Annotated in this window: 30 protein-coding genes; 16 read left to right on the plus strand and 14 right to left on the minus strand. The window is 35.4% G+C overall.

All coding sequences use genetic code 11. The features are described 5' to 3' along the window. Positions 1–102: 102 nt before the first annotated feature. From SYJ56_RS04765 to SYJ56_RS04815, 11 genes are all read left to right on the plus strand, one after another. Entirely contained in the window at positions 103–708 is a 606-nt protein-coding gene (locus tag SYJ56_RS04765; RefSeq protein ID WP_323832491.1) for a mobilome CxxCx(11)CxxC protein, read from the plus strand. Continuing rightward, the gene (locus SYJ56_RS04770) at positions 705–893 is read left to right on the plus strand and encodes a hypothetical protein (protein ID WP_323832492.1); all 189 of its coding nucleotides are present in this window, start codon (positions 705–707) and stop codon (positions 891–893) included. The genes SYJ56_RS04765 and SYJ56_RS04770 overlap by 4 nt, the downstream gene beginning before the upstream one ends. After that, positions 883–1329: a GreA/GreB family elongation factor gene (locus tag SYJ56_RS04775; protein WP_323832493.1), complete on the plus strand. Its 447-nt coding sequence runs from the start codon at positions 883–885 to the stop codon at positions 1327–1329. The genes SYJ56_RS04770 and SYJ56_RS04775 overlap by 11 nt, the downstream gene beginning before the upstream one ends. Further along, positions 1326–1901, plus strand: a complete 576-nt coding sequence (locus SYJ56_RS04780; protein ID WP_323832494.1) for a hypothetical protein — start codon at positions 1326–1328, stop codon at positions 1899–1901. The genes SYJ56_RS04775 and SYJ56_RS04780 overlap by 4 nt, the downstream gene beginning before the upstream one ends. Continuing rightward, entirely contained in the window at positions 1894–4167 is a 2274-nt protein-coding gene (locus SYJ56_RS04785; RefSeq protein WP_323832495.1) for a hypothetical protein, read from the plus strand. Before SYJ56_RS04780 ends, SYJ56_RS04785 begins: the two co-directional genes overlap by 8 nt. Before the next feature lie 151 nt (positions 4168–4318). Further along, positions 4319–5983, plus strand: a complete 1665-nt coding sequence (locus SYJ56_RS04790) for a hypothetical protein (RefSeq protein ID WP_323832496.1) — start codon at positions 4319–4321, stop codon at positions 5981–5983. 5 nt (positions 5984–5988) lie between these two features. Next, entirely contained in the window at positions 5989–6576 is a 588-nt protein-coding gene (locus tag SYJ56_RS04795) for an nSTAND3 domain-containing NTPase (protein WP_323832497.1), read from the plus strand. Positions 6577–6618: 42 nt separating this feature from the next. Continuing rightward, a complete protein-coding gene (locus SYJ56_RS04800) occupies positions 6619–7869 on the plus strand; it encodes an AAA family ATPase (protein ID WP_323832498.1) in 1251 nt (416 codons plus the stop codon). 2 nt (positions 7870–7871) lie between these two features. Then, positions 7872–9173, plus strand: coding sequence for a 5-methylcytosine restriction system specificity protein McrC (locus tag SYJ56_RS04805; RefSeq protein WP_323832499.1), 1302 nt, complete (start codon positions 7872–7874; stop codon positions 9171–9173). 585 nt (positions 9174–9758) lie between these two features. Next, positions 9759–10229, plus strand: a complete 471-nt coding sequence (locus SYJ56_RS04810; protein ID WP_323832500.1) for a JAB domain-containing protein — start codon at positions 9759–9761, stop codon at positions 10227–10229. Positions 10230–10589: 360 nt separating this feature from the next. After that, entirely contained in the window at positions 10590–11141 is a 552-nt protein-coding gene (locus SYJ56_RS04815; RefSeq protein ID WP_323832501.1) for a hypothetical protein, read from the plus strand. Between the two features lie 34 nt (positions 11142–11175). Here the strand turns inward: SYJ56_RS04815 and SYJ56_RS04820 are convergent, their stop codons facing one another. Beyond that, positions 11176–11685, minus strand: coding sequence for a hypothetical protein (locus SYJ56_RS04820; RefSeq protein WP_323832502.1), 510 nt, complete (start codon positions 11683–11685; stop codon positions 11176–11178). Positions 11686–12491: 806 nt separating this feature from the next. Between SYJ56_RS04820 and SYJ56_RS04825 the strand changes: the two genes are divergently transcribed. Beyond that, positions 12492–13400 carry an ArdC family protein gene (locus SYJ56_RS04825; protein WP_323832503.1) on the plus strand — a complete coding sequence of 303 codons (909 nt, stop codon included), beginning with the start codon at positions 12492–12494 and terminating at the stop codon, positions 13398–13400. Positions 13401–13421: 21 nt separating this feature from the next. On the opposite strand, the gene SYJ56_RS04830 is transcribed toward SYJ56_RS04825, so the two are convergent. Then, positions 13422–13787, minus strand: coding sequence for a helix-turn-helix domain-containing protein (locus SYJ56_RS04830; protein WP_323832504.1), 366 nt, complete (start codon positions 13785–13787; stop codon positions 13422–13424). A 114-nt stretch (positions 13788–13901) separates the two neighbouring features. On the opposite strand from SYJ56_RS04830, the gene SYJ56_RS04835 reads away from it, so the two are divergent. Beyond that, a complete protein-coding gene (locus SYJ56_RS04835) occupies positions 13902–14792 on the plus strand; it encodes a HEPN domain-containing protein (RefSeq protein WP_323832505.1) in 891 nt (296 codons plus the stop codon). Further along, complete coding sequence (locus tag SYJ56_RS04840) at positions 14767–16059, plus strand: hypothetical protein (protein WP_323832506.1); 1293 nt, start codon at positions 14767–14769, stop codon at positions 16057–16059. The genes SYJ56_RS04835 and SYJ56_RS04840 overlap by 26 nt, the downstream gene beginning before the upstream one ends. 245 nt (positions 16060–16304) lie before the next feature. Here SYJ56_RS04840 and SYJ56_RS04845 read toward each other — a convergent pair whose 3' ends face one another. Then, positions 16305–16505, minus strand: coding sequence for a hypothetical protein (locus SYJ56_RS04845; protein WP_323832507.1), 201 nt, complete (start codon positions 16503–16505; stop codon positions 16305–16307). A 531-nt stretch (positions 16506–17036) separates the two neighbouring features. Here SYJ56_RS04845 and SYJ56_RS04850 point away from each other — a divergent pair. Together SYJ56_RS04850 and SYJ56_RS04855 are read left to right on the plus strand one after the other, a co-directional pair. Continuing rightward, positions 17037–17471, plus strand: coding sequence for a MarR family winged helix-turn-helix transcriptional regulator (locus SYJ56_RS04850; RefSeq protein ID WP_323832508.1), 435 nt, complete (start codon positions 17037–17039; stop codon positions 17469–17471). An 11-nt stretch (positions 17472–17482) separates the two neighbouring features. Further along, positions 17483–18937 (plus strand): serine hydrolase domain-containing protein, encoded by a 1455-nt coding sequence (locus SYJ56_RS04855; RefSeq protein WP_323832509.1) that lies wholly within the window; start codon positions 17483–17485, stop codon positions 18935–18937. A gap of 62 nt (positions 18938–18999) precedes the next feature. Here the strand turns inward: SYJ56_RS04855 and SYJ56_RS04860 are convergent, their stop codons facing one another. The 11 genes from SYJ56_RS04860 to SYJ56_RS04910 form a co-directional block, all read right to left on the minus strand. Beyond that, positions 19000–19272, minus strand: a complete 273-nt coding sequence (locus tag SYJ56_RS04860) for a hypothetical protein (RefSeq protein WP_323832510.1) — start codon at positions 19270–19272, stop codon at positions 19000–19002. A gap of 206 nt (positions 19273–19478) precedes the next feature. Continuing rightward, positions 19479–21323 carry a serine hydrolase domain-containing protein gene (locus tag SYJ56_RS04865; RefSeq protein ID WP_323832511.1) on the minus strand — a complete coding sequence of 615 codons (1845 nt, stop codon included), beginning with the start codon at positions 21321–21323 and terminating at the stop codon, positions 19479–19481. A 108-nt stretch (positions 21324–21431) separates the two neighbouring features. After that, positions 21432–21632 (minus strand): hypothetical protein, encoded by a 201-nt coding sequence (locus SYJ56_RS04870; protein WP_323832512.1) that lies wholly within the window; start codon positions 21630–21632, stop codon positions 21432–21434. A 1166-nt stretch (positions 21633–22798) separates the two neighbouring features. Next, a complete protein-coding gene (locus SYJ56_RS04875) occupies positions 22799–23032 on the minus strand; it encodes a hypothetical protein (protein WP_323832513.1) in 234 nt (77 codons plus the stop codon). Continuing rightward, on the minus strand, positions 23029–24078 hold the full coding sequence (locus SYJ56_RS04880; protein ID WP_323832514.1) for a type II toxin-antitoxin system HipA family toxin: 1050 nt from the start codon (positions 24076–24078) through the stop codon (positions 23029–23031). Before SYJ56_RS04880 ends, SYJ56_RS04875 begins: the two co-directional genes overlap by 4 nt. Further along, positions 24071–24397, minus strand: coding sequence for a HipA N-terminal domain-containing protein (locus SYJ56_RS04885; RefSeq protein WP_323832515.1), 327 nt, complete (start codon positions 24395–24397; stop codon positions 24071–24073). Before SYJ56_RS04885 ends, SYJ56_RS04880 begins: the two co-directional genes overlap by 8 nt. Before the next feature lie 3 nt (positions 24398–24400). Continuing rightward, positions 24401–24610, minus strand: a complete 210-nt coding sequence (locus SYJ56_RS04890) for a helix-turn-helix domain-containing protein (RefSeq protein ID WP_323832516.1) — start codon at positions 24608–24610, stop codon at positions 24401–24403. A gap of 262 nt (positions 24611–24872) precedes the next feature. Continuing rightward, complete coding sequence (locus SYJ56_RS04895; protein ID WP_323832517.1) at positions 24873–25187, minus strand: helix-turn-helix domain-containing protein; 315 nt, start codon at positions 25185–25187, stop codon at positions 24873–24875. Between the two features lie 221 nt (positions 25188–25408). Beyond that, entirely contained in the window at positions 25409–25687 is a 279-nt protein-coding gene (locus tag SYJ56_RS04900; RefSeq protein WP_323832518.1) for a hypothetical protein, read from the minus strand. Between the two features lie 13 nt (positions 25688–25700). Continuing rightward, a complete protein-coding gene (locus SYJ56_RS04905; protein WP_323832519.1) occupies positions 25701–25958 on the minus strand; it encodes a DNA-binding protein in 258 nt (85 codons plus the stop codon). Positions 25959–25985: 27 nt separating this feature from the next. Continuing rightward, complete coding sequence (locus SYJ56_RS04910; RefSeq protein WP_323832520.1) at positions 25986–26294, minus strand: hypothetical protein; 309 nt, start codon at positions 26292–26294, stop codon at positions 25986–25988. Positions 26295–26298: the final 4 nt, after the last annotated feature.

Here is a 26298-nt window from a genome sequence, read left to right on the forward strand (position 1 = left end):
TTTGAATATCAATGTCGATTCAAAAACCGAAGATCATTTCGAAGGTAATGTTGAAGAACTGAATATAAATAAAATATAGACTCCAAAAAATGACTCCTTCACATGAAAAGTGAAAATACTGATATTGAAAAATTAAGAATTTACTGTCATGATGTGAGTTTTCATTCATTTGGAAAAACGTATATATTTCAAAAGAGGGTAGGTGCATATACTAAATTGATCAATTTCAATACTGTATTGGGTATAATTATACCTGTTTGTATTGGTGCAACAGTATTAGGGTATGGAATTGAAAATCAATTTCTTCAATATTTAATTCTCGTTGCTATCCCATTATCAATTTTTCAATTGTTGGTATCAACAATATCAGTAGCTTTTAAATGGAGTGATGAACTTTCCTATGCAAGTGAAGCAATACAGTCACATCAGTATATTTCAGATCGATTCAAAAAACTGGCAGCTTTTTCAAAAAACAGCTTTGATGATTTGGATAGAGAATATGAAATACTAAATGCAGTTCTGCAATCACGAAAAGATCAAGACTCTAAGCACAATTTGAAGGACTGGGAGCTGAGAATGGGAATGAGATACGCATTAAGAGAGTTTCAAAGGGAATGCGTAAGCTGTAAAAAAGTCCCTCTATCTATGGAAAGTACAACTTGCCCAGTTTGCGGAAATTTTGATAATCTAATGTACAAATTACTATGAAAATCGATGTAGATAAAGTCAAACTTTTGTATTCCGAATTAGGAATAGATGAAAGGAAGGAAGTCAGAGAATTTATCCAAGAGTATGAGGGTAAATTTTATGATGAGAAAAAAAGGTTGAATGAAGATTTGAGAAAAAGTTTAGGTCCGTTAAGTTCTGCAAAGTGTGCATATTGTGGTAAGTAACGCTCAAAAATTTTCCGATCTTCATAAGCAAAAGGATGTGGAAGCATTCTATGAGCAGAAAGGCAAGTCTGTGCCGGAGGAAGTGAGTAGGTGGTATTTGAAGGGGTATAAGAAGATTGCGCAGAAGAAAGTTAAAACAAAAGTTCCTTCCACGACTCCACAAACGAGCTTATTCGAGGCCACTACTCCTTTATTTTCTAAAGTCGCAGAGTTAAAAATAAGTATTGGTTCTAAGGTTACTATCCGAAGCAGCAACGCCAAGGAAATGAAGTATATCATCCAAGACCATGGCGAAAAAGGCAGCTTCACTTCAGATGGCTATAAAATCATCTTAGCTGATTCTGCACTTGCTCAGGCCATGCTTGGAAAAGGCGAAGGAGATCAGTTTGAGTTTGGAGAAGTGCGGTATAAGGTGATTAAAATTGTTACATCATGAAATTAATAGTTAAAGTCCTTTTTCTAAATCTGGTCATTCTGTTAGTTTTGGCCGTTTCCTTAATGATTACACTACTTATATCATTGATGATAAATTCAAATCATCCTTTTAGAGTAGAATTACTTGAACTACATAAATGGGCTACTTCGGGAGTATATATAGGCTACTTCATTGCCATAGTGACAGCATTACTTGCATTTTTATTCCCAATTTCATTGACTATCGTCCAAAATAGTGCAGGCATTAGTGGCTTTAGTAGTAAAGAAGTTTCTGACTTTGTTTTCAAGAGCCCTCACTATCAGCTTTTAATGGTAAATGCCTTTATTTTAATTATCTTTTCTATTCAATCATTTTTTAATGAATTCTATTGGTGGCAGACTGGATGTAATTTTATTTTATTGATTGTTTCTCTTCTAATTTCTTTCAATTTCATAAAGTTATTAGAAGAGGTGATTTCTGACTTTTCCGAAATTGTTAGGGGGAAAGAAAAAATTAGTATATCTGAAATTATTGGAGAAAAAGAGAAAAGTACTGTTTCTAAATTTTTTAATACCCAAAGTAAAAATGGATAAGATAGATAAGTTAAAAATATCGATTGAACGGCTTACAAAAGTTTGGCTTTCAAAAATAAAGTATGAGGAAGAGGAATTAGTAGCTGAGGATATGATTTGGCTTTCTGAAAGCTTTGATGGGTTTTTTGAAAAAAGAAATTTTGATGATTTCGTGAACATTGCAGGGCGATATGAAGAAGCTAAAGAAATAGAAGACTTCAGCTTTACGGATATATTAGAGTCCATAAGCGTAGCTAATTCAAATAAAGATGAATATTGGAAGAAGCGTAAGGTTGAAAGGCCAAATCAATTTGATTACTTTAAACAATTAAATGAATTACGTGCGCAAAATAATTATCAATATAATGTAATTGACTCCTATATTAAGGTCATAAAAATACTATACTACGCTGCAAATAAAAAGGATTTGCAACGCACCAAGTCCATTTTAATCTCTGTAGTGTCGGATTTTATAAGAAAGGTTTGTGTGTTTGAAAGGAGTGATGTTAATGAGTTAGTACTTTTAAACAATTTTCTCATTGATTTACGGAGTCTTTTCTCCGAAACAGAAATAAGAGATGGTCTGCCGAGTAGAGCCTTTCTTAAGTCTGTTTTGTTCGAAACAATATTTTTAATTTATTATCAAAGTTGGGTTGATTATAAAAAAGTTCCAATCTTAAATCAACATTTTTTAAGTGTTTTTAAAATGCTTATTTTAAATAGAAATGATGATTTATTAGAAGATTTTCTTTCATCATTGTCAAATATGACTTTGAGTTCATGGATATTTCGAGAAATTGATATATATGATATAAAGAAGGATTTGAGATCAGAAGATTATAATTCTGAATTTTATTTGAACCTTAGGAAGGTTTCAGAGAAAAACTCGCTCATTATTTCAAAAGATGATCTCGAACAATTCTTAGATCTAATTGAAAAAGTAAAGAATGATTATGTTCCTGATTACTTTGAAGAAAATAAGAGAGATTACTTTTTAGATGTTGAAAAGAATAGAGCAATAGAGATTTATAAATTTCGTCAAATTCAGGTTTTTATTTTAGAATACTTAGGTCAAGTATTGCATTTCAACGGCAAGGATGTGTTTGTGAATTCTGTTAAGATTCTGAGAAGGAATGAAGCTTTGTCAAATCATCTTAAATTTTTTCCTGATTCATCTTCAGGGATAGTATTATGGTTAATTCTCTTTGGGAATTTGGAAAGAAGAATGGTGTTATCTTTTGAGCCTTCTTTAGGATCAAATTACCGAAAATATATTCTTAATTATATACTAACAGTTAGTGGTTCAGTAGAACTAAGAACGCAGGAAATAACCGATTTTTTATTAGCAAACGGATTAGATAAGGATTCAAGTTTCCTTAATTCCCTGATGAATCTTTCAAATAGTATTGAAAAGGAAGTCGAATCCTCCGAATTATTAGAACATATTCAGAAGAAACGAAGTGGAGAGTTTTGGAGTTTTTTGAGTGATTATTTTAAAGAGCAAGTGAGTAAAAGTGAAAAAGATATTTTAATTCCAGATTCTAAATTTAATGATTTTGCCTTCTCAATATTTAGAAGGTATAGTGAAAAATCGTTGATATATCAATTATCCAGCGCCTTAAATAATATTGGTGTTGGACTTCAAAAAGGAAAGCAGATCAAGACACACGTTCAGATTAATGACATCTTATTTAGAAAATATTTGATTCCTGATTGGCATGTCCCCGTTTATGGTTTGAACGAATCTATTGGAAATAGCTTGGTGGAAGATGAGGCTATGAAATTTGAGTTTGGTCTTTTTGATAGATATTTTATCAATAACAACGACAAAAAATACAAGCGAAATGATGTGAAAATTCTTTTTGAGAATCTTTCACCTAATTCAATACTCCTTTTTCGAAATGTCTTTCCTGACTATTGGCTTCGTCAAATACCTGAAGGGGAAATAGACAGGAATAATGTGTTTGAATATAAAACCTATGATCGGAATCCTGGATTGATTATCATCCCTAAGGGTACCATATCGGTTCAGTATATATATGAAAAAGATGTTGAAGGGATGAAGCAATTTGAAGATAAATTTTTCTGGGAGATTTTGGATTTGGGAGCGGGTAATTTTCATAATATCATGGAGTTGAAAAAAAGGAAAGGGTTTTTGGAAAGATTTAAATTGAGTGATGTAGAATTTCAGGATTTTTTCTGGATGAAATTTTCAGCTCAATCACTTTCCTTGGTATATGCAAAAGATTCGATTAAGGCTTATTCTTTGGATCCATATGGTGAATAATCAAAAAATCATAACCAACACCAATTATGTTTAATGAGCTTATTGAGTATGTTTATCTTACTTTTTCTTAAAATGAGAAGTTATTTTATAAACATATTTGAAATTGTAGTTATGAGAATGTATTGCCTTTTTATTTAATGGATTGATCAATATGGGAGCTTCTGATTTTTTAACAATTCTGACAATTGGAGTTGCAGTCTGGACTGTTATTCCAAAAAAGGAGAAAAGGTTTTATCTCTTATTTTTTTCCAACTTAGAACTTGGTTCTTTGGTATTTGGGATTTTATTCCTTCATTTTTTGATGGAATTTAATTGGATAGAAGCAAACTGGATTCCTTCTTTAAATTTTTTTAGACTTCCTGGCGGTATCCCTGCCAACAAGTGGGCCTACTTTTTAGCGCTTATTTTAATCGTTTATCCATTTTGGAAAGTGTTTTATGGATACTTTCCAAAATCAAACAAAGATGAACTCATTGAATATTACCAATTTCTTCTTAATGAGAAAGAGTTTGATTTACTAATTGAATGCATTCAGAAGTATCATCTTGAATTCATTTATTCTTATTTGAAATATTGTTCTAAAATCAGAGAAATAAGTAATATGGAAATAGTTCTAAAAAGGAATTCTGCTTCAGATGACGAATATTCCAGATTAATTGATAATAAAAAAATTGGAATAGGTGCATTAGTTTATGATCAGATCCTAAAGAGAGGTAGCCTTATCAGCGATACTTCATCTAAGTATCCTTATGTTTTTTCCAAAGTGATTAGTGGAATGGAGTCTCGAAAAGTTGCGGATAAGGACTTTGTGTATAACTACTTGGAGGTTTTGCTAAAGTCTCTGAATCATGAGCTAATTGAAGAGTTGAAAAGATTAGATGACTCTTTTGATAGTATTAACGAAAGATTAGAAAATACCGAGCTGCCTATAATGTCCGCATTGTTCGCTTTTAAAGATGCTGCTATCCAGAATCATCCTTGGATGCCAATAGGGGAGGTTGTTATAAAATCATTAAAGTATGATATTACTCAAATTGATTTCTTGAAAAGAGATCATGATTACGATATTGAAGAAGAAACTTGGAATTACCCAATTAGAAGTGGGGTAGTGTTTTTTGATTATATGGTCCGAGAAAGTATTTACAACAATTGGGGCTATCATATGTGGATGTTTTATTTCAGATCTTTTATTCCATTGCTTATTCATGTTTCACCAGAAGAGAATTATCCTGAGAATGGAGGGGAAACTCCTAAATTCTCCCATTTTTTCATCAAAGAAATTTTTAATCGAATGTTTGGGTGGATTGAATTGGAAATAGAATTGGGTGAGCCAAATGAGGGTGTTTCTGAAGTAGATGAATCTTTACAGGTTTTCACTTTATCAGAGAAAGAGAACGCCGAGTCTTTGGAGGGAACAAATACAGCAGTAGATGATGAAGTCAGTGACTTTAATATTATTGATACAATTCGGTGTTTGGGTCAATGCTTTCAAGCTATATTCAAAGCTTCCGAAGACCAAATTCCAAGAAAGTTAAAACTTAATCTTCTTGAAAGAATGGTTCAATTTTATTGTGACTATTCTTTAAATGAAACTAATCCAGCTTGCTATGAGGCAGTTAGAGTGTTGGGTCAATTTTTTTTGAATCCAAAAGGAGTAGATTTTGGCAGTCCGGAAATAACTAATGAATACAGGTCCCTTTTAGATGAGGTTTGGGATGAATTTGATAAAGAACCTTTTAGCTATCATGGTCATGGTTGGATCTTGAAGAAATTTGAAAATGAAATATTGATTCCCTTAGGGATCTTTAACCAATAATAGAAATGAAAAACTTTTGGCACATTCAGTTACATCCAAATAACCAATCAGAATTCCCTCGAGAAAAGGTGGAAAGAATCCTTAAAGAAACCCATTATATCGGGATGGGACAATGGGAAGATGGAAGGGTTTATATTGATCAGTTTACAAACGTGATGAAAACTGGTGACATTGTACTGGTTAGAAGCAAGGGACCTTTGGCATTGGTTGAAGTCATAGGCGAGCCAGAAAAGACACCTAATCCCAATCTTGATTTTGATTGGTTTGAGAATAGAAGGCTGATAAAAGTTCTTCAGTTTTTTGATGAAAAGGTTCAGGAACAGATTGGTAAAAAGGTAGATGGAACATATAATCCAGGAACCTTTGCCTCCGCTAATACAAGCGAGTTTATTAAAAAATGGTATTCACTATATTCAAAAACCAATATACTAACTCAGGCTAAATCACTTTTAGAATATAAAAAGCAAATTATCCTTCAAGGCCCTCCAGGTACAGGAAAGACTTTTTTGGCTAAGCAGATAGCCATGAGTTTATGTCAATCTCAGGAATTAACAAATGACCTCATCAGGAATACTTTTCAGCTTGGAATGTAGATCAGAAGTTCCTCCAATAGTACCAAGTATAAAGTTGAATTAATGGATGACATAGGTGTCACAGTAATACTTGAATCTGGTACTTCATATAGAATTCCATATTCTGGAATAATTGAATCTTACAAAAAAAAGCTTTGGGTAGGAGGACTCAAGAATAATCAGGATTCCTATCGAGCTGCTTTGGCAAAATACATTTATGAACTAAACCCAAAGAGTGAATCGGATGAGTTCAAACTTATCCAATTCCACCCTGCCTATTCTTATGAAGATTTTGTACGCGGGATTGTAGCAGAGACTGATGGCGGAGTTGCCACATACAGATCGATAAATAAGATATTTGCGGAATTAGCAGAAAAAGCTCATCAGAATTATAATGATTCTTTAAAGTCGCCAGAGCAACTTTCTAAGGAACAAGAGGCGGATCAATATATTGATTTATTTCGTGATTTCTTGGAAGGCGAAATAGAAAAAAGCGGTGGTAAACTTTTTCTCGATGGAACGACGACTTATCTATTCCAAGTAGAAGATGAAGCTGTAAGGTATACTGGTGATAACTGGAATTTAGCCACTGGTCAACGTCTTTTGTTTTCAGATGTAAAGATACTATTTCTTGCAGGAGCTAATTCAAGGCAGGAAATTAAGACCAACCAAAATGTATCAGGTCTTGCAAAACATCATTCTAGTTACTTCTTAAAGGTTTTGACACTTCTCAAGGATTTTGTGAAAAATCAGCATGTATCGGTAGAAGATAAAAATCAGGTTACTGAAAAGAACTATGTTTTAATTATAGATGAGATCAACCGAGCCAATTTGCCTTCTGTATTAGGCGAATTAATTTACGGTCTTGAGTATCGTGGTGAGCCGATAGAGTCTATGTATGAGGTGAATGGAGATCGAGAAATGATAATTCCTCCAAACCTATATGTTATTGGGACGATGAACACTGCAGACCGTAGTGTTGGTCATATTGATTATGCGATTCGAAGAAGATTTGCTTTTGTAGACGTGTTGCCGAGTAACCAACCAGTCATAGATGTCATCAAGGATCAAGGAACCCAGGAAAAGGCTTTGAAGCTATTTGGACAGGTTAGTGAATTGTTTGGTGATGCTTTCCTTAACCCAGACTTTAAGGCAAAAGAAGTACAATTGGGCCATAGCTATTTCTTAGCTGAAGACGAAGATAAACTCAGGCTCAAGTTAGAATATGAAATTAAGCCATTGCTACACGAGTATATTAAGGATGGAATTTTGAAGGAGAAAGCTTCAACAATTGTAGAGACACTTTCTTTCTAAAGATGGAATATCTGTTCAGGGAACATATTAAAAAACAGATTACTGGGCCTACCGATGGGAAGACTTTATCTGACATTTGTTTCCAGCATAGGCAAGAAGCTAAATGTGCGCGATTTTTTGAGGACTCAGGAAACTATCATGTAGAGTGTTCCTACTATGTCGGAGCAGATTGGGTTCCTCATTTAGAGAAGAAATGGATGTATGTTGAGCCTAAGCTCAATATCAAGTTTGATGGAGAAACAGGGGCAGAACAAGACTCTCAGGAAGAAAATGCACTGGTTCAGGTTGATGTATTGAAAATGCTTTTTCAAGCACTTGAGGAACCGGAAGTTCGTGATCATACGCAAGAACTTTTTGAAATCAAGTTTGACAGTTCATGGATTCCTTTGCAGAAGCATAAGGATTTGATTTCTCCACTGATTATGATCCAATTCCTGAACCAGGTAAAGGACATAGTCAGGAAAGGCTTAAAGAAAAGTTACTACAAAATAGAGCGGAATCTTTATGCGAAAGTAAAAGGGAAGGTATTGGTCAGTAAGACGATAAAGCAAAACCTCGTCAAGAACAAAAATTTAAACACATTCTGCCAATATGAGGAATTTGGCATAGATGGGTTGGAAAATCGACTACTGAAAAAAACACTGACTTTTATCAAACGATACCTTGCCACTATTAAGGGTTTGGAATCAGACGCATATTTCCAGGAAATATTCAGTTTTATTCAACCAGCTTTTGAAGAGGTTTCTGAAGAAGTCCCCCTTCATGAAATAAAGCATTTCAAATTCAATCCCTTTTACAAAAACTACGAAAAAGCCATCGAGTTGGCGAAGCTAATTCTACGACGATTCAGCTATAATCTAAACACGATTCAAGATCAGGATACTATCGAAACCCCTCCTTATTGGATAGATATGAGTAAGCTATTTGAGTTGTATGTGTTAGGATTGTTAAAGAAAGAACTTGGATCTGCTATCACTTACCATGAAAGAACCTATGGGAATGAGGTGGATTTCTTGTTCTCTGATGGTGTTGACTCTTTAGTCATTGATGCTAAATACAAACCAGGCTATATTGGGAAAAGTCATCAGGGTCTTCATGCTGATATCCGTCAGGTAAGTGGATATGCAAGACATAGGGAAATCAGGAGGAGGCTTAAAGTAAAGGACAATAACTTGCTACTGGGATGTGTGATAATATATCCTGATCTGAGTTTAAGGGAAGAAAAGATTGGTGACCTTAGGATTAAGGAAGTTGAACAGTATGAGAAGGCTTGGAAGATAGGAGTGAAGCTGCCGGTAATGTGATTTCATCATCCAATTACCGTTAGAAGATTTTGTGTTTACAATTTAGCTTGATGAATTTCTTCGCTGCGTTGTGAATTTTATTGTTGGAGAATTTATAAGACGGCTTCCATACCTTGTTGCCTTGCTCTTTTGATAGATTTGTTTTTGATGCTATCCTAAAGCATATAAAAGATGAATCGAAAATGCACGTGGTGAGTTGGTTATATTGCAAAGCCATCCGGTTTTTACTTTAACGGCATGAGAATTTTAAACAGCAAATAAAAATATGTCTTTTTGAAATACATACATTTTGATATGAAGTAAGATAGTTAGTTAGCATATAAAAAAAACCAACCTGCCTTCGTCCTTTCATTTTTTTCAGTTTCAAATTGGCGCTGATCGCTCAAAAAAAGGGAGTTGTTAAAAAATTCTTTTTGTAACCTAGAATTCCTCACAAAGTTAGTCCTCTGGGCTCTGGGCGACCGTAAGCTTCCGGCATAAAGCCGCTTGCTTCGCTGCGCTTTTTATTCCTTTGCCTTTCGGTCTTTGTCGTCCAAGGCCTGATGAAGCTTCATAATTCATTGTTCCACAAAAACGAAAAAGATTATGGAGACTTCCGAAAGAAAAATTGATTTGTTTGAGGTAGCTGAGATTAAGCTGAGCTATAGTGCAAAAATTAAAAACTCACTTCGTCCTAAGGTGGGTACATCAAGACAAGTATATGAAGTATTTGCTCAAGCTTGGGAAGATGATAGGATAGAGTTTGTTGAGGATTTCAAAGTGATGTTGCTATCCAGAGCCAATAGAGTGCTGGGCATTGTGAACATCAGCTCAGGAGGAACAGCAGGAACGGTAGTCGATGTAAAACTTGTCTATGCAGCTGCCATTAAAAGTGCCGCCCAGTCAATCGTGCTTGCCCACAATCATCCTAGTGGGAATTTAATACCATCAGAACAAGACAAAAGATTAACCTATCGGATCAAACAAGCCGGTATTATTCTGGATATTCCGGTGCTGGATCATTTGATCATGACCTCAGAAGGATATTATTCCTTTGCAGATGAGGGAGAGCTTTAGGGCTCTCTTTTTTGTTAAAGAAAACTACTCCGGTTCATTTAGTCAATTCTTTTAATAGAATCGAAATCCAAGTTTTCCTTTGAGATTTTAATGCAGAATCAGAATAAAACTTGAATCATTTCTGCAGTTAATTATATACTTGTATAGTTATCTATCTTCCATTACCGTTGAGATTACGATCACCCAACATTCAATAAATTCAAAGAAGATACTTGGCTACTTTCTACCACATAAACAATAACCCAGATTGCAACTGGAAAAGAGGGGCGAAACATATCCTCGTTAAACAGATTAGTTAATCTTTGTGCTTACTTTCGGACGGGCAATTCGCTCATTAGGAATTTTCAACTTCAAAAAAACATGTCGGATACTTTTTATTATAGATTATCTAACATTGAAAAAAATCGAATAGCCCAAAACCTGATTGATATATTTCAGAAAGATGAGAAAATAACTGATGAAGCAAGAATTTTTATTAAAAACTGGATACTCACTGTTGGAAGTGAAAAAAGAAAGGCATTTTTTGATGTTTGGGAAATCGTTTTAAAAAACTTTTTACCAGAAACAAGACCCATTTTGTTTCGGGCTTGCAGTAGGATTACAAAAAAACAAAAGGTTTCCAGTTTTACCGGAAGTTTAGATTGTGCTTCAAGGTTTAGCAAAAGAAAAGGGTTCTTACTAATGTGTGATACAAAGGATACTCTGAAATATGAAGGGGAATTATTAAAACCAGGTAGATATATGCATACATTTTACCCCATTGTTGATTTGTTAAAAAAGGCAAGAGATGCCAAAGATTGGGGGTTTTCTGAAAGTTTTATATCTGATTATATTGGTGAAGATGAATATATAATGAAAGTTGATTGGTATGGAATGAATCGCTTTAAATGGCTACCAGAGCCAAAGAATTAATATCGCTCTTTCTGTTTCCTCATGGTTGTATATTCTAGGACCAAAAAAATTTCCCAATTATTCCGCCCAAAGCAAAAGCAGTTACTATTAACCACCAGTAGTTTTTTAATAGCTGAAAAAACCCGTTTTGTTCAACTAAATCCCTTATTGTCTTTTCTTGGTCTCTAATAGTTTGTTGATATTTTAAATTCTCATTTTGGAGCTTTAGATTTTCTATTTCAAGTTTAGTTTTCTCACTTTCAATTCGTGATTCTTCCAAAATTTCATTGTACTTGGCAGTGAAACCTCCTTCAGTAAGAAATTCTTTGGTATAATCATTCATTTTGATGTTCCAACAACTATCACTTAAACTTCTTTGAAATGAAGCTGGTGAAGGTTGCTGCGTATATGCCATAAGATCAAATAGATGTTTCAGTTTCTCAATTGAACCCGACCTCAAATAAATTTTTTGAATATCTGATGGGCTAAACCATTTTGTAGGGTTGGAAATTAAATGCTCCAAAATTTTATCGCAAGCCTCATATTGATTCAGATATTCTGTCATTCTTCTTAAATTTTTTAAACATTAAAAATACAATCAATTTTTTATGATCGAAACACCAGCTAAGCCCTGATTGGAGAAACGGGCTTCCCTTGAATTGGATTATTCTTTCAATCTTTCTCCCCTGTCGTTCTTAAAATATTTCTGTTACTATCCTTAAGCCAATTTCCCCGCCTGCAGCACATTTCCCTTTTCTTCGTTTCTTCGATCCGGTCAAAGAGCTTTCGGCTCCGCTCAGCCACACATTCAATCCGGTAGAATTTTATCAATTGTTTAAGCCGAACCAAGAAAATTCACTCCTCGAATACGTGGCCTGTGCCTCCTTTAGGGGGTCAAGCCGTTTTCCGATTTTCCTACCGACCCCAAGGGATTTTTGACTGTGCTGGTCGGTGGTCGATTCGTTCCATTTTTCCTTTTTGATTCTTTGGTATTTGGATGTATGACACGACTTAGCAAAGGTTGAGTGCGAGCCTGCACTAGTCAAAAGTACGCTCCGCCCTGAGCTAAAAAACAGGGTTTCCTACGGACTGCCTCCCAGTTTTTAATCCCAGGCTTTTGCCCTATGCAGAACCACCCTCTATGGGTTGCATGTCGGTCAGAACCTCAATACCAGTGGATTAAAAAAAAATGTCACTTCACGCTCACATATCGTCCTTCACTCCCAAAAATCTACCCCTTGTGTTCGGGGAAAATCTTGGGTTTAATGTCGGGTCGAACTTCCTAATATCCTTGGATGTAATACAGGGAAGTAGGGTAGATGATCAAATGAGTGGGGTGTCTTTTTTCAGCTCAATTAAATCTATACTACTATGAAAGCTTGGGAAAATTTCAACAAACTAGCAGAAACCGTAACTAACGAAATCATCGAAGGTATTCAAAACGAAAATCTTACATGGGAGAAAGTTTGGAGTCCTAAAAATGCACCTAAAAATTATGCTTCAGACCGCCCTTATTTAGGCTTTAATTCACTTTGGCTTTCATGGGTGACTATCTCCAAAAAATTTACTAGCCCTTATTTTCTGACCTATAAACAGGCCAAGCAAATGGGAGGAAATGTGAAAAAGGAAGAAAGAGGAACGAAGGTTGTATTCTGGAAGATCTCGAAATTTGTCAAGGGAAAGACCACTAATGAAGAAGGCGAACACGAGAATGTTTTTGGTAGAAAGTTTACTCCCTTCATCTGGACGGTTTTCAACATCGATCAAATAGAAGGAATTGATTTTTCAATAGAAAACACCGAGGAGGAGAGGATCTTTTCGCCTATCGAAACTTGCGAGGCTATTATTTCAGGTTATAGGGATTGTCCAAATATCCTATATCAAGGAGCTGAACCATATTACAGCCCGCTCAATGATTATATTAATATGCCCGAGAAAGAAGCCTTTCAAGGAAACGAGCAATTTTATTCTGTGCTTTTTCATGAAATTTGTCATAGTACAGGACATGAAAGCAGATTAGGTAGGTTTTCAGATAGACCTGTTTTGGTTGGCTACCAATCTGCAGAATATTCAAAGGAAGAATTAGTTGCGGAAATGGGAGCCAGTTTTCTAAATGCATATGCTGGGATCAAGGAAGCCAATTTTAAAAATTCTTTGGCATACCTCAAGGGATGGCTCAAGCCCTTAAAGGATGATCCAAAAATGCTGATCTATGCAGCGCAAAAGGCACATCAAGCGGCTAATTATATTTTAGGAATTGATTATAAGGGGGAGGAGTAACCCCCTTTTTTTCCTATGATATCATTTACTGCCTTTCAAAATTTCAATTTTCTCCTGTTCGCTTTTTAGCAAACGTTCATAAAGCTCAACAATTTTATCAATTGGATTGAAGTTGTTTTGAATAGAGCTATCATGGAAATTATTGATATTATTGAAGACTGTTTCTAAGCTAAATGCTTCAATTCCCTCTTTAGTTACCCCCAAAACATCTGCTACCCTTGTGAGAAGCTCATCATCAATTGTCTCACTATTTTCAATTTTTGATATCAATTGTTGGGATACCCCTAACTCAAAGGCTAAAGCATCTTGCTTCATACCCTTTAGTTCTCTGATAAGGGAAATTTTCCTTCCTATATGTGTGCTATTTGATTTTTTCGCTGTCTCCATATATACAAATATAGAAAAATCACTATGGTAAAAAACAAGCAATTAGGTGTAAAAGACCATTCCTAGTGGTTGAATACCGTGCCAGTGCAAATGAAATTGCCAAAAACGATAGCTATGGGAATTCAATTGTTAAGATCTGATCAAGATCGTGTGGCACATTTCAAGGGATTTCTTGAGCAACTGGTTGAAAAATTTCAACCAGTGAGGATTATCTCCTTTGGAAAACAAACCATACAAAATGAAATTGTTGGATGCTTTGGTAGCAAACAGTTAGTACATCAACACTATTGCCTGCTAATGGTCACTGAATCCCCCACAAGAATTGACTATGAGGTTCAGGATTTTACCACTAAACATTATCATAATGGGCAAATCACAATCGTCTGTCATGGTGAAACTTCCATTAATGATGCTATTCAATCAGATAGCAGGTTTTTCATAACCGTGTTAAGCCAGGGACAGTTATTATATTCCAAAGACGGATTTTCAACTTTTGATTCTGTCCCAGCACTTAATCCTATAAAAGCTCTGGAAAAGGCTGAGCAAAGCTTTTTTCATCGTATGCCAATGGCTGAAGGATTTTTGGATTGTGCTCATGGCTGCCTGTCAAGGCAGAATTCCAATATCTGCACTTTTTTAATGCACCAGGCAGTGGAACAATCATGTATTGTACTCATAAGGGTTTATACGGGTTACCGATCAGAGTTTCACAATCTAAGTCGCTTGCTAGGATTTATCCGGTGTTTTTCGGACGACCCATATGATTTATTAGTTGGTGGAAATCCTTTGGAACGAAAGCTCTTTGATATCCTAATTAAGAGCTATTCACAGGCCAGATACGCCCCATCCTTTACAATTGAGCAAAAAGATGCGGAACAACTCTTTGTCAAGGTCTCATCATTTGTTCAGCTGATAAAAACCATGTGCGTAAATAAAATGGAAGACCTCGCAAATGAAGTACAGCAATTTAAAATCAACCATGAAATTGAAGGCAACTATGAATAAGACAGCAATAGAAAATGGCGAAAAATACTTTTTCAAATTACCATTTGAGCCTGGAACATTTAAGTTAACTGACAAAACCTTAAATCAACATTCAGAATTTAGTCGATTCCATCACCATTATTTCCGGATTAAAGTGAGGAAAATTAGCTTTCGAAACGAAATTCTCACCCTGGGTGTCAAAATTCTAGAAGAGGCAGAAGAACGCATTTTCATTAAGGTAACTGAAAAAGAACTCTGGGTCAGGTGCTCTGTAGATACTGATCGAACTTACTTGAGCAGATATGCCTATTTTGCTTTAATCAAAATCATGTTTTTGAATTACTACAATTTTGAAAGATTTTATTGGCCGGATTTTTTTGACCAAAGCACAGGGAAAAGCAAATTCCTCGATATCATTAATGACAGGCAAGGCCTGGATATTACATTAAAATCAAAATATCCCCATTTCTATAAGCCCGGTGATGTGTTACTTAAATTGTCGGAGCAGAAAACGAAGGTAAAAATCAGAGAAACACCTACTGTGTTGGATGAAATTCCACAGACCGATCATGCGATAGGCTATTTTTTGGTAGATACTAACCTAAATTCAAGTCATTCCAATCACTTCCCTTTTTTGGTTCCTTATTATGGCAAACTGACGAAAGGAAAAGAAGCGATTAAATCATATACGTCATTTTTGACCGATGAAGCTGACACACAGTTTTTGACATTTACACCCAATCAAGAACTTCTAAATGAAGTCTGCTTTAAGATGAAGAAAATAGCCCCATTAGAGCCAACTTATTGTAGAATAAAGGAACATGTAGGAATAGAGGAAGAAAAAAAAGGACGGCTATTATTTGACCTTTGGCATGAGTCTTTGAAACTTATTATTTCACAAAGGTATTTTTCTTATCATTTTATCTATGGCATGTTATACTTAAAGGGAAAACCACGTAAGAGTAACGTGTATGGATGCAGAATCAGTCAGGAAACACCCCAACTCTTCTTTAGAAAGATTGATAAGAAAACCCATTACCAATTTGAGCTACGCTTCAAAATTCTTGGAAAAGCCTACATCCCAAATGAAAGTCATACGGAGTTTTTCATCAATTATAACAAAGACCCCTGGACTTTTCACCTTTTAGGCAGTTTCCAAGATTACCAGGTAACTTCATTCTTTGCTAAATTTAAATTCAAGCTTGGGGTATTAAAAGCTCACTACAAAGATGATTTGAAGGATTTTGCGGATGGTTTAGGAAGACACTATGAGATTAAGGAATTTTGAGAATGTAACCATATTTATACAGCTAAATTTTTATATCGTCTTGCACGGGTCACTTAAATCACCATGATTCAACCACTTTTAATTGTCATATCACTTCTTGGAACTGGATTTATACTTTCCCTGATCCAAGATGCACACCTAAAAAAGCCCTTTCTCTCCAGAATGGGCTTTACGTTGGTTAGTGTTAGTTCGATATTCTTTTTTCTGTTGGGATCTTTTGCGTCTTTGAAATTCCTTTTTGGGTTCTAGAGCTTATCCAGAATTTCTCTGATTAGCCTTTCTTTGTCTAGTTCCTTTTTTCTTTTTGCTCGCAAACTGAATATGTAAATGATCCAAACTCCCCATGCGACAGCAAAAAGAGGAAAAGGATTTTCTGCTCCCAATGCCCCAATCATGGCATTGAAGCTGATGAAAAGTGTTCCTAATAATTTTATTATTGACCACATAAACAGATACTTGATTGTCTAGTTTACGATTTATTTTCAAAGAGAGTTCTTGAAAAGATGAATAAATAAAGATGTTTTTATATAAAAATATAATAGTCGAATTCTCATTTATCAACTAATTTTCTGCTGTTTTCTGTGATGCGGAAAAGTAAACTACGGCAGCAAAAAAGAAAAAGAGAAGCCCATGCTGAGGTGGGATTAAGCTGTAATTCTCGCCCTCTGTTCGGTTTGTACATCTCTTATTGTACGAATGTACAAGAATAGAAGAAGAAATTTTTTGACTCTTTAATGTTGAAGACTACTGTATCATAAATGAAAATATTGAGTTTAATAGACTTTGATTAATAAGATGAGTTTTTAGACACTAACAAATTGGATTTTTAGACTGATTAATTGGTGCCAGAATGGGTCTCAAAATTCGATCGTTTTTTGGGAAGGTATTTTAGGATAAAACATTCAGTCAATAATTTCATAAAAGATTAAATTTTTTTTATTTGATATATCAATTATATTTGTATCAAATAAAGCAATATGAATCTAGAATTACCGACCGATATAGTTATTTATTCAATAGAAAAAGCAATTAAATCGTACAGAAAAATGGCCCAAAATAATTTCCAAAATAGCCAAATCCATATAACTATAGATCAGGCTCAACTATTAATCCTTTTAAAAAATAGGCCTGAATTGACCCAAGTAGAAATGGCGGAAATCCTTTTTAAGGATATCGCTTCTGTAACACGAATGATTGAACTGATGGTAAAAAATGATTTTTTAAGCAGAAGCGAACATATTGGCGATAGGCGACGAAAAGAGCTTTCTGTTTCAAGTAAAGGTGTAGCAACAATAAAAAAACTCCTCCCGATAATACAAATTAATAGAAACACAGCACTTGAAGGATTATCCGAAGCTGAAATAAATCAATTGGACAAGCTCCTGAAAAAAATCACATATAACTGTACTTAATATCCTACTCGATGAAAAATTTCAAAATTAGACTAATACTAACATTAGGTATACTTAACATATTGAATTCTGCACTATGTCAAAGTCATAGCCAAGAGTTGGCAAAGGAAAATGCAACATCTTCAATTCTATCTGCCAACAAACAGGTTGATAAGCTTTTTGCCGAGTGGGATAATGACCATTCTCCAGGTGCATCCGTTGCTATCATTAAAGATGAAACCATTATCTATAGTAAAGGATATGGGATGGCCAATCTTGAATATAACATACACAATGCACCTTCAACCATTTTTGGAATCGCTTCCCTGTCAAAACAGTTTACCGCTTTCGCCATTCTATTGTTAGAAAAAGAAGGTAAACTAAGTTTGGAGGATGATGTTCGAAAATATATACCTGAAGTTCCAGATTTTGGAATTACTATCACATTACGAAATTTAGCAGAGCACACTAGTGGATTGAAAGAACAAAATTTTTTGCTTAGGATGTCTGGTTTGCTTTTTGATGATGCAATTACAAGAAACCGAGTTTTAAATCTTATAACTAGACAAAAGGAACTAAATTTTGTTCCAGGTAATGAACTTTCTTATTCCAATACGGGGTTTGGACTGCTTGCAGAAGTCGTAGCTAGAGTCTCTGGAGTCTCTTTCGCGGAGTTCACTCGAACTTACATTTTCGAACCTTTAAAAATGACGAGCACTCTCGTTAATGATACTCGCGAAGGAATAATTAAGAATAGGGCCAGTTCATATGAATATCATGCAGAAGGTTATGAAAACGCTATATTGAACTATGACATTATTGGATCTACGGGAGTATATACGACTGTTGAAGACTTAAGTCTTTGGGTGAAAAATTTCTCAAACCCTATAGTTGGTGATGCTGACCTAATAAAAAAAATGAACACACCAACCATTTTAAACAATGGAGAAACTACAAACGGCGCTCTTGGTCAATTTTTAGGGAATTATAAAGGAGTAAATGAAATTTCACATTCAGGGAAGAGTGCCGGTTTTAGAGCTTATCTCCTTCGTTTACCAGACCTCAATTTTTCCGTCATTGTATTAGCTAATTATGGTGAAATCTTTGTTCCGGATTTGGCATACAAAATTGCTGATATTTATTTAGAAGACCAGTTAGTAGTTCAGCCCGAAAAAGAAACTACTGATGAGATTGCTAGTTCCGTACCAACCTCTAATGATTTTTCTACCAGTCTCTCTGATTTCGAGGGTGATTATTTTAGTGAGGAACTTTTGGCCAGCTACACTCTTAAAGTTGTTGATAATCAGTTAACAGTCCAAAATATTCGAATGGATGACATCATTCTAAATCAAGTTAAGGAAAATGTTTTCTCAGGAAATGTATGGTTTTTTTCAACTGTTGAATTTAAAAGAGATAAAAATAATTTAGTTACTAGCTGCATAGTTTCCGGGGAGGGCTCAAATATTACAATTAAGAAAATTAACTAAAAATCGGGCATGTTTCATTTTTGTATGATGTAAAAATTATATGTATATCCACAATGGCACCATCAGCCAAATAAGTAATATTGTAGATGGCTACTATATTCGTCCACTGCTTTTCCATCTTTGGAAGTTTTACCAAAATTATAAAAAGTTGTCCCGGCAGATTCAATTAAGGCTATGGCGATACTCGGAGTAGCTCCATTCGCTATGCGATTTTCAATGGTTTTAATGACATCAGAGGGAAGACTGTTTAGACTTTTTTTATCTGAACTTATCTGACACTGAAAACTAGCAGCCGAGATCAGAAGAATAATTAAGATGATTCTAAATGCTTTCATTTACTTATGATTTAAGGTATTTAGCTCAACCAGCTACCTAATGATCCGATATATCAGTATATGCCTATGGAGTGGATCCTACTCTTAAGTTAACGGGTAAAGTACAGCCTTTAATTATTCGTTGTCCGTGCTGACTAAAATACCGGAAATGGAATGAAATGAAAGAACTCGATCATTTCCCCATCAATTTTCCTAGCGCTTCTTTTTTAATATACCCATATAGCAAATCCAAAAAAGTCCCAAAAGATGAGGTAGGTACTTACTACTGTCATTGAAGCAGCAAGCCCAATCGTCCATATTCTATTTGATAAGTGCTCGAATTTGTGCTTCAACGTTTGAATAATTCCTACCGCAGTTAAAAGTGGGAATAAAATAGTGCATAGAAAGAGAGCGATGCTCCAAAAGTTTGGTTGATGCATATTCTCCAACGTTCCCACAAATAGATAAAGTACCAAACCGATTAACAATACTGAAGAACCTAACTCTAAAGTCAGCTGCGGAGTTAAAACTGTGCATTTCTTTTTTATCAAAGTTACTATCCTTACCATTAATGATATCTGGGACAAACAAATAAGTAAAAATGATGCTGTTAATAGTATAGCAAGCCCCGAAATAAGTAAGAAAGGAACCTTCTTATATTGAAAGCCTAAAGAAGTGTAAAGCAGATCTATTGAATCTGATTTTTCGAAGATATACTCATAATCGTTCCTGCTTCCTGAATAAGAAAAGCTGTTATCCCCAGTTTGGATTAATTCTGATTTCTTCCCGTTGATTTTTGAAATTGACATTTCTCCTTTGTCAATATCAATAAAGATTCCTTCAGTGAATAGTTCTGTAAAAGGGTAAAATAATTGATTTCGCGGGCTGGTCAAAATGTAATAACCTTTAAGAGCCTCTTTGGCACTTGTCCGATTCACCTCTTCTAAGACAGTTTGGGGTTTTGAATTCTGTGGAAACTCCGCATGAAATGCGTTAAGAATCCAATTTACTGTTTTTACGGCATTCGGACCGTTTGATACGACGAAAATACCTATTCCTAGTTCGTGACTGTACTCAAATTCTGAATTGTACTTATTTATTGAACCACCATGCCCCAGCCATTCTGTACCCTTGTAAAATCGTGGGTAAATGCCTAGCCTGAAACCATTTTTTGTTCCTTCAAAAACTTTAATACTGTGGTGCTTTTCAAAATTTCCGAAGGTATCTTCAGATAATATAGGTTCTCCTTTATTCAACAACATCATTAAAAATCGCCCCATGTCATCTGTAGAACTTATTAATGAAGCTGAAGGACGACCGATAACATGTTTATAAGGCAATTCTTTCCCGGAATAGGAAAAGGATTTGGCCAACAATTCTTGATCAATGTCCTTAAGCCGTAAAGAAGAATTTTTCATTTTTAGTGGCTCTAAGACTTCCTTGCTTATATATTCATTGTAACTTCTTCGAGAGACTTTTTCAATCAAATATCCACCTACTAAGTAACCTGCGTTGGAATAAGCGAATCGACTTCCCGGTTTCCAACGTGTCTTGAGTGAGTTTTTGGCGATATTTATTCCATCTAATAATGGGAATTCGTCATCCAGAATAGGAACACTCCTGTCTTTTAAGTGCAGTTCGTCAAAACCTGATGTATGTTCCAGTAAGTGATGGACTTTCACTGGAAATTTATCCGCCCATTTGTTTGTAATCGGCAATTCTGGTGCAATATTTAATACCTCCTCATCTAAAGATATTTTACCTTCTTCCACAAGTTTCAGGATCCCAAGTGCAGTGAAAGTTTTGGTAATAGATCCAATGGCGAACAAAGTAGAGCCCGTAACTCCAGAATGATCCAGATTCGCATGGCCAAACCCTTTAGAAAATAAAACACTATCCTGATTCACAATTATGATTGAAGCTCCAACACTACCATGCTGCTTTAATAGGTTTTCCGCCTCTGATTCTAAGTTAGACCAGTCTTTAAGTGATTGACCTTGTGTTGAAAAGGTTAAAATGAATAATAATGCAAGAAATGAAACAGTTCCAAACAGGTTCAGGCCATTTTTCATTCGCCTATTTGGGAGGAATTTCCGGTGTTTATGCACCGGTTGTTTTTCCTGCTATTATTATATTCTTGCATATAAATCTTTTGCATCTTTGGAATTCCTTTTTGGTTTTTAGAGCTTATCTAGGATCTCCCGAATCATTCGCTCTTTGTTAACTTGCTTTTTTCTTTTTGTCCGTAAGCTCAGGATATAAATAATCCATATTCCCCATGCAACAGCAAAAAGAGGAAATGGATTTTCTGCCCCCAATGCTCCGATCATTGCAATGAAGCTGATGAAAAGTGTTCCTAAAAATTTTATTGTTGGCCACATAATCAGCTGGATTTGGTTAAACTACATTATACGAATTTATGATTTGACTTCAAAGTATACTTGTGTAAAAACGTAAATGAGTAAAGATGTTTTTATATAATTCAATTAAAATTGAGTCTTAATCAAAGGGGGGCAATAGATGGCATCTGAGCGCTTACATGCGCTTTTTTCTATAATCCCTTGATGGGAATAAATTAAACCGTATTCCCCGTTTCGCTAGCTTCCTGAGTTTCGATCTGTCAGCACTATTTATCAAATGACAGCTTCCTTCACTTCACTCTGGGAAAGGATACGATTAAGATCAATTAATCTTACTCAAATCGAGAGCAGTCTTAGATCTCAACCAGTGATACAGCTGAAATTGCTTTCGTACCAATCGTACGCCTCGTACATCTCGTATAGTACGAGTTGTTCGAGCCTATTAATAATGAGAGCAAGTGAAATTTAGAGTAAAAGATCTGGGGGGTATAAAATCCAAAAAAATTCATCCTAGTTTAGATCTAAGACCCTGAAAAGATCCCTGAACCTAAAAACAAAACCCTAACTACCAGTACTTCAGATAGTTAGGGTTTTGTCTTGCAGAGGAAGAGGGAAGTGAACCTACGTCTTATGTATCTGGTTTTCAGTACCTTACAATTGTAAATTTTTAAGAACTACACGATTTACGCATGATATTTAAATTGTTGATTTACAATATCTTACGATGAAATCTTCCTTTTTTAACCTGTACTATTTCTATTATTTGAATGAACTTTATTCCATGTTAAATTTACAAAAAACAGTAAGAAATTTTAGCATAGATATGAGATTGTTGGTTCACTAAAATAAAATAAGGCAATACACTTAAATAATGATGTACTAATTCACTAAAACAATGAGATAATTAGCTGTGCAGCCGGCTTTTTTTCGTGTGCCCTAGGCCGCAGTGTAAAAAATAGGGCTTCCAAAGCATCCATGTTAGTTTTTATGAAATTATGTATTAGAAGTCACTTAACCCGAACTTAAAAGTCAGGCTGAAAGTATTGACTCAAGAAAATACTCGCTACAACCTGTATGTTGATATTAATGGTTATATCACCATAGGTTGTTGTTTAATGAGTGGATAATCGGAAATTCTCCGATTCTAGCCAAATATTTTGACAATTGAAGGGTGGGGGATTATAATCTCACTCGTCTGATTGACTAAAAGCCAAGGCCTTCAACTCTTGTTGAGCTTTAGAGATTCCAAGAATGTTGGCCAAGTTCCGCCAGTTTTTTATAGAATTTTTTACAGCAATTATAATTTCCTCAGCTTCTCTTTTGTCCAATCTAAAGAACTCGTGCACGTCCATAGCCAGGCCTAATTCAAGAGAGTTGTCATTTCGGAAATGTTGAGTTTCACAAATGTCCGTATTTTTCACCCATCCTTTTTTAATTTTAAGAAGGAGTAATTCAATAATTTCAACCTATCCAAATAGGTCTCTTTATAAATCTTTTTTGCTTCATCACTGAGAAAACTTCGCTGGGTCATTAACTCTACTTCTGGGTGGTGATTTGCTAACTCATTTAGAATTCGTCGTACTCTCGGTTCTAATAAACCAATCTTTATTCCGAATTCAAAGAAATCATCATAAGCATGAAAACCATTGGCCTCATTACTTTTTGTGTAATAGTCATTGTCAAACAAACCATCTTTTAGAGCTAATTCAGGATCTTTGACATGAATCTTTGTATTCACTAAATCATAGGCCGGGCTCATTTGGTAATCGCCTTGAGGTGTTTCTAATAAACTGAAGTTCTTCAGATGAGCATCTCCATTTGAGAAAAGGAAATTGAATGCTACGAGCTTGAAAAATTCTTCAAGTGCAACTGGGTAAGCGGCAACATATTTTTTAATTAACGAGGCTATCCCTTCGTAACTGTAGTTGTATTTAAATTCATTACCATCCGTTTCTTTCGTTTTACCTGCAAGCGTGGCGAAGTCTTCCTTTCCCAACTTTTTTGAAGTCTCCGAATCAATATCAAATCGTTTGGTTATATATGCAGGTTCTCCCTTCTCAAAAAATATCATAGCGTTCTCAGCGACCTTTAACTTAAACACTTGCTTAGCTATCTGCATCGTCAAGTGTTCATTCGCGGGTACTTGATCAATTTTATCCAAATCCCTGGGAATAGGTTTAAGTATATAGGTTCCTTGTTCTCCTTCCGAGGTTAATCGAATTTGGCCTTTGTCCCACAGCACAGATAGCTTTTCTTGAACTCCGGAAATCGATATTCTTTTCCGGTTGGCTATAAGTTTTGCGAGTTCTTGATCCTCGCTGGGACTGTGGCTTTCATAAGGAAGGATATGAGATGTCTTCTTACCATTGAAAAGTTGCCTAAGACAGACTGGACTATAGGTTTGATAACCTTCAGCAAGAGTGCCAGGGCAGTTCAAAAGTTCTTTAATGTAAGTTGAATTAGTCATTTATAGGTTCGATGGTAATAGCTCCAATAGTATCGGAATTTGCAGTCAGTAGTAGAAGGGAAAAGAAATCTTCTTCGTCAACTTGGTATTGCCTCGCCTGTAATTTAAGGTTTACACCTTCTGAGAGCATATTGAAGAAGAAAGGGAAGAGATGGTTTGACGAATATTCCTTTGCTAATTTGGGGAGGGTAAGACTGACTGCAGGTTTTTTGGCATCCTGATACCAGGCATCATCATAAGTGAAGGCATAGGTGCCCTGTTTGGATTTCGAGAGGATTCCTACCAGTTCGCTATTCCTGAGTACTTTTGCGCTTTTCATAGATTAAAGCAACTTTTTCACTGCGATAGATAATTCCAACCCAAGAACTTCAGCCAGCTTATTAAGCACTTTCACGGATGGATTTGCCTCGCCACGTTCAATCTTGTAGAGCGTATTGATGCTAACCTGAGCCATTTCTGCTAAGTCAGGTTGTAAAAGGCCAAGTAACTGTCTCCTTTCTCTAATTACAACTCCGATTTCTTTAATTGTCATTATAATGTGATTTCCGTTAAATATAAAGGGTATTTAAAGGAAAATGAAACAATAATCACATTATAGTGTGATTATTGGTAAAATATAGAAGGTTTTTCTTTGTTAAACCAGAATATCACAATATAGTGTGATTTTAACTATCTATTTTTGTTTAATGAGTGGAAAATTGTGATGTCACCGATTTTAGCTAGATATCTTGATTATTTGGGGGTTGGTGGAATATAATCTCACTCGTCCAAGGCTTTTAGTTTTTTTGTCTCAATTAGTGCTTTTTAGGCGCCCTATTTTTTGTTATCAATCCTGCATCTTGTAGTTTTCTTCCTAGCTTATCATCTTTAGCCAAATTCAGGATATCGCTTTCAAGTCCTAAAACCCTTAGCACATTTAAATAATAGCCAATGCTTACACTTGGTGAACCTTTTTCTATACTATAGATAGTCCTTCTGCTGATTCCAGTCCTTTCAGCCAGCTGATCTGCACTCAACTTCCTGCGTAGTCGAGCAAGCCTGATCTGCTCACCGACTTGATCCATGAGTTGCTGTAACTTTGGCAATACTATTGGTTTGCTCTTTCCCATAACTTGCAATTAGAGTAACAAATTTATTATTATTTGTGCATTTAATTGCCACTTATAAATAGAATTATTCGACTGTAGCTATTGTGTCGTCTGATCCTGTCTATATTCAACGGTTTCTAAAAATATTTCCACAAAAAAATCTAACCAAATAACGACAATTCTAGATAACGCAAACGTTCAGCGATAAATCTGAAATAAAAAGTTTTTTGGGAGAAGTAAACTTAGATAAGCTTCGCCTCACTCCCCAACTTCGGATGATAGGATGGCCGATACTCTACAATCCCCCTGTCTTTTAATTCAGAAATACATTTATGGTAAGTGACAATACTTTTTACCCCTGAGAGTTTCATGATCTTTCTACGCGATATTTGAAAGGGATTACAGCGTTTCTGCTCTTTCCAAAGTTGGAGCATCGCTAAATAAACTGAAACACGGCTTGGTTGAAGATCTGGTTCTTTTACGATCCTTTCCACTAAGCATTCCATTCTGAGATCTGTCATAATCCTTGATTTTTTACTGCTTAAAAAGTGATTTCAGCTCTTCAGTTTTGTAGTAGTAAAGTCCAGAGATTTTCACAGGATGCACTACTCCGCGGATGCGTAAGTTCTGCAAGGCTGCATCGGAGATGCTCAGCATTTTTTTGACATCCCTACTCCTTAGCCATTCTTTACTTTCTGCCTTGGGTTCATCCTGCTTTTCCAGCAGTTCCTTTAGGTCGGCAAACAGCTGAATGCGTAGTGTATCCAGGTCTTCTTTGGTGATGGTTTCCATGGTTTTCTATTTTCAGGTTCTCTAGATTTAGTTTTTGTCATTGTCCTCTTTGGAGGATAAGCTGACCTTGCTTTGGCTCATCCGGTTGAAAGTAGGCAGGTAGTGGATGTAGCCGTATTCATGGAGCTGGCGGATGATCTTAAAATAAGTGGCAGTGCTGGATATTTTGGCTGATTTCATAAGCTCTTCCCGCCTGATGGGAAAGGGTTCTTTTCCATCAAATTCTTCCCTTACATGGAGCAACACGGAGAACATCCCGATATGGGACAGACTGATCCTTGGATCTTTATCAATCCTGGACATAAAGTTCTCCAGTGCTTTTTTTATCTGCTCCATTCTG

The organism is Algoriphagus aurantiacus (assembly GCF_035156405.1).
GTDB classification, from domain to species: domain Bacteria; phylum Bacteroidota; class Bacteroidia; order Cytophagales; family Cyclobacteriaceae; genus Algoriphagus; species Algoriphagus aurantiacus.